Source organism: Gordonia sp. NPDC003585, from assembly GCF_040610755.1.
GTDB lineage: Bacteria > Actinomycetota > Actinomycetes > Mycobacteriales > Mycobacteriaceae > Gordonia.
Genome location: NZ_JBEXMX010000162.1, coordinates 1 through 4,185, shown reverse-complemented (window position 1 = coordinate 4,185; position 4,185 = coordinate 1). Strand labels below are relative to the sequence as shown.

The 4,185-nt window shown below is 69.1% G+C and carries 4 protein-coding genes and 1 pseudogene; 2 read left to right on the top strand and 3 right to left on the bottom strand.

Annotated elements, in window-relative coordinates; all coding sequences use genetic code 11:
• Positions 1-1,150, top strand: a 1,150-nt coding sequence (locus ABZW74_RS24100) for a hypothetical protein (protein ID WP_355279980.1), incomplete at its 5' end; no start/stop codon positions are given.
• Between the two features lie 118 nt (positions 1,151-1,268).
• Here the strand turns inward: ABZW74_RS24100 and ABZW74_RS24095 are convergent.
• Positions 1,269-2,060, bottom strand: a complete 792-nt coding sequence (locus ABZW74_RS24095; protein ID WP_240861610.1) for an AAA family ATPase — start codon at positions 2,058-2,060, stop codon at positions 1,269-1,271.
• Positions 2,061-2,116: 56 nt separating this feature from the next.
• Positions 2,117-2,557, bottom strand: a complete 441-nt coding sequence (locus ABZW74_RS24090) for a hypothetical protein (protein ID WP_240861613.1) — start codon at positions 2,555-2,557, stop codon at positions 2,117-2,119.
• A 68-nt stretch (positions 2,558-2,625) separates the two neighbouring features.
• Here ABZW74_RS24090 and ABZW74_RS24085 point away from each other — a divergent pair, with 68 nt between their 5' ends.
• Positions 2,626-3,579, top strand: a complete 954-nt coding sequence (locus ABZW74_RS24085) for a diacylglycerol kinase family protein (protein WP_240861646.1) — start codon at positions 2,626-2,628, stop codon at positions 3,577-3,579.
• Here the strand turns inward: ABZW74_RS24085 and ABZW74_RS24080 are convergent.
• Positions 3,513-4,185: pseudogene (locus tag ABZW74_RS24080) on the bottom strand (MFS transporter); the annotation flags it as partial. The gene ABZW74_RS24085 and the pseudogene ABZW74_RS24080 overlap by 67 nt on opposite strands.

Below are 4,185 nucleotides of genomic sequence, written 5' to 3'. Positions count from 1 at the left end.
GCACACCGAGAGCGACGCTGCCGAGAAGGCGGCTCCGACGGTCCCCGCGGCCACCGCGATCCCCGACCGCCTCGTCGCCGGCTGGCACGCTCGCTCATCCGCCACGCGAATCCCCGCGCTCGGCGACGCCGTGGTGGTCACCGGTGACGGGGGCGACGTCGTCGCGCACGATCCGTTCACCGGCCACGAGGTGTGGTCGTATCGACGCGACCTCGCGCTCTGCACCACCGACGCCGTGTGGCCGGGCAGCAGCGATTCGGTACTCGCGGTGTACCGCAACTCGCGGGGCTGCTCCGAGGTCACCGCTCTCGACGGCAAGACCGGGCGTCGCACGGCCGCCCGGTCAAGCGACGCCGACAACACCCTGCACCTCGTCAGCGACTCGGGTTACGTTGTCGCACAAGGCCCTACCCGCCTGGAGACCTGGGGCTCCAACCTGGTCCGCGGAATCGAGTACGGCCGCGTCGACGCCCCGGTGAACCCCGACGTCCAGCCCGGCCGGGCGAACTGCCGGCTCTTCTCCTCTGCCATCTCCGGTGATCGGGTCGCGGTCATCGAGCACTGTGGCGAGGAACCGGGCTATCGGCTCACCGTTCTCGGCGCGTTGCTGAACTCGGAGGAGAAGGTCACCGAGTACGGTTCGTCGCTGCTCACCATCGACACCCTGCAGGCACCGCCGGTCCTCGTCGCGATGAACTCCTCGACCATCTCCATCTACGACGCCGGCAGCACCAATCCCGGCTCGCCGACGCCGCCCCGCATCCGGCTGTTCAATCAGGACGGCGTCCCCGGCTCGACCCACGACGTCAAGGGCGAGCGCACCCCACGAGCCGACAGCGTGCCGATCGACGACGACCCGGTGGTCACCTACTGGACCGGGCAGGCGACCGTCGTGCTCGACGCCGGCACCGGCCGGCCGAAGTACCAGGTCCCCGGCACACTGGGCCCGGGAGCACTGATGGACCGACAACTCCTGTTGCCGAGCCCGTCGGGGATCAGTGTCCGCGACGTCGAGACCGGACGCGAGATCCGCACCATCGCGCTGACCCGCACAGACTTCCGCGGTGGCACCGTGAGCCTGCGGGTGATCGGGCAGGTCGTCGTCGAGCAACGTGGTGACATGATCGAGGCCTTCGTCCCGGCTCCCTGAGCCCGTTGCGAGTCTCCTCCCGATCGCCGCCGAGCAAGCAACCCCTCCCGATGGCTGAGGCGCCGCCCTGAGGAGCGGTGCGTCGGGAGCGGTCGTGACTCAGGGGCCCGGTGGTGGGTCAGACCAAGTCGAAGGTCTGGACTTGCTGGCCAGCGTCCCAGTACTTCCAGAGGTTCTCGGCCAGTTCGCGATATGCGGTGGCGCCCTTGTTCTTTCGTCCGCGCATCACCGACGTTCCGGAGGCCGACGCCTCGGCGAAGCGCACGGTCCGCGGGATCGGCGGGGACAGCACCGCGAGGTCGTACCGATCGGACACATCGGAGAGCACATCGCGACTGTGGGTGGTGCGCGCGTCGAAGAGCGTCGCGACCGCACCGAGCATGGTGAGCGACGGATTGGTGATCTGCTGTACCTCGGACACCGTACGCAACAGTTGCCCGACGCCACGGTGGGCCAGCGTCTCGCATTGCAGCGGCACGATCACCTCGTCGGCCGCTGTGAGTCCGTTGAGCGTGAGCACCCCCAGCGACGGCGGGCAGTCGACGAGGATGACGTCGAAGTCCTCCGACACCTCGGCCAGTGCGCGCTTGAGCGCATACTCCCGACCCGGTCGCATGAGCAGCAGCGCCTCGGCGCCGGCCAGGTCGATGGTGGCCGGGAGCAGCGTCACGTTGTCCTCGGTGTCGAGCAGGACGTCGGTAATCTCCGCGTCGCCGAGCAGCACGTCGTGGACCGAGGTCTCGAGTTGATCCGGGTCGTGGCCCAGCGAGAACGTAAGGCACCCTTGTGGATCGAGATCCACCACCAGAACCGAGACATCCAGGTCGGCGAGAGCGGCCCCGAGTGACTCCACCGTAGTGGTCTTGGCCACCCCGCCCTTCTGGTTGGCAATCGCGAGGATGCGCGTCATGCAACTACTGTACGGCCACGGCGCCGAGAGGGCCCGCATTGGCCGCCAGTCGGGGCCTAATCGTCCGACTCGGTTCCCCCGAGCTCACCGGCCAGCCATCGCACCGACGCCGGACTGAACAAGAATCCGAGGACCACGAGGGCGGCCAGCCCCAACGGCACCGCGAAGGTCGGCTGATGGCTGGTGAACAGGTAATAGGCGACCGGCAGCAGCAGGATCTGCGCGACCATCGCGATGGCCCGCCCCCACCGGCGCCCGGTCAGCAGTGCGACCCCACCGAGGAGGACGCCACCGCCGATGATCCCGAACCACGCGGCCGTGCCGTAGCCGCTGATCGCGACCTCCTCATGGCCGGCCAGACCCCGGATCACCAACACCGCGGCGACGATCACGGCGATCGCGCCCTCGAGTGCCGTCACCACCCCCGCCACCCGAATGGCTGTCGGTGGACGGTCGCCTGGATCGGCGACGACCGGCTGCTCTTGCTCCCTGCTCACGCGTCCAGCCTAGGGATCGATTACGCACGGCCTGGCGCTACCCCATATCCTCGGATGTCGTGCGCGTCATGCTCATCGTCAACCCGTTCGCCACCGCCACCAGTCCGGCGGGTCGCGATGCGCTGGTCCATACCCTGAGCGCCCACTTTCACCTCGACGTCGAGCACACCACACACCGCGGCCACGCCGGGGAGCTGGCACAGCGTGCGCTGGCCGAGGAGTTCGACGTCGTGATCGTGCACGGCGGCGACGGCTCGGTGAACGAGGCGGCCAACGGCCTGCTGGATCCCCCGAATGCGTCCGACCCCACCCGCCGTCGTCCTGCTCTGGCCGTCATCCCCGGTGGCAGCGCCAACGTGTTCGCGCGGACGCTCGGGATCGACGCCGACCCCCTGGCCGCGACCCGCCAGATCATCGGCCTCATCGATTCCGGGCAGTGCCGGCGCATCGGGCTCGGCCACGCCGCCGACCGCTGGTTCCTGTTCAACTGCGGAATGGGTATGGATGCGGTGGTGGTCCACGCGATGGAGGACAAGCGCCACGCCGGTAAGGCGGCGACGCCGATGCGGTATCTGTGGACGACGGTCAGCAGCTTCCTGCGCAACGCGGGCAGTTCGGCGACCTTCGACGTGGAGATCCCCGGCCGGGACCCGATCACCGGCGCCCGGTTCGGCTTCGTGTCGAACACCAGCCCGTGGACCTATCTCGGCAAACGCGAGATCCGCACCAATCCCAACACCGGCTTCGACAGCCGGCTCGGTGTCTTTGTCGCGACGTCGTCGGGCGCCCTGCGCAACATCCCGCTTGCCGTCCGACTGCTGGCCCAGGCCGACCCCAAGGCCAGGCATCTGTTCCGGGACGACGATGTCGAGGCGGTGCGTTTTGTCGCCGCCGAACCCATCGACGTGCAGATGGACGGCGACTACATCGGCGCGTTCACCGACATCCGGTTCGGTCACCGACGCGCCGCCCTCGACGTGGTCGCTCCCCTGGCGACGAGCACCACCGACACCACCAAGTAAGGCACCGCGGCGACCGCGAACAGCGTCGCCGGACCCCACCACTGCGAGCCGAGCGCCCAACTGCCGAACGCGAGGATCGCCACCATTTCCTCCCCGACGCCGGCCACCGAGGTGACCGTGGCGCGCGAGGCCGAGGACAACCGATCCTGCAGCGCCGCGTCGGCGATCACGAGCGCCCACCCGAACACGCCGAACGCCACGGCCACCGCGACGATGCCCGCCGGGTGTCCCGACCATGCGCCGACGATGAGCGCCGCGGCCGCGACGGCGAGCGGAGCGCCCAGCTTGCCGACCGCCACCCGATGGGCGGCGGCGAGTCCACCGACGATGTCGCCGACCGACACCACCAGCATCATCAGGGCGATCGTCGACGGCGAATCATCTTGTCCCAAAAGAGATTCCGCAAGCAATGGCAGATACTCGTCGAGCGCGGCGACCCACGTCAGCACGATCACCAGCCCGAGCAGCCGACGCACCGCCCGCTGCGCAGACACGTACCGACGGGCATCGCGGATCACTGTCCGCCAGCTTGTCTCATCATCTTCGTCGTCGGGAACCTCAGCCCGGCGAGACACCTCCGGTAAGGCGGCGGCCGCACCGGCCGCC

Bases quoted from the DNA above. Each gene is read 5' to 3' on its own strand.
- ABZW74_RS24085 (WP_240861646.1), top strand. From the start codon at position 2,626: ATGCTCATCGTCAACCCGTTCGCCACCGCCACCAGTCCGGCGGGTCGC.
- ABZW74_RS24095 (WP_240861610.1), bottom strand. From the start codon at position 2,060: ATGACGCGCATCCTCGCGATTGCCAACCAGAAGGGCGGGGTGGCCAAG.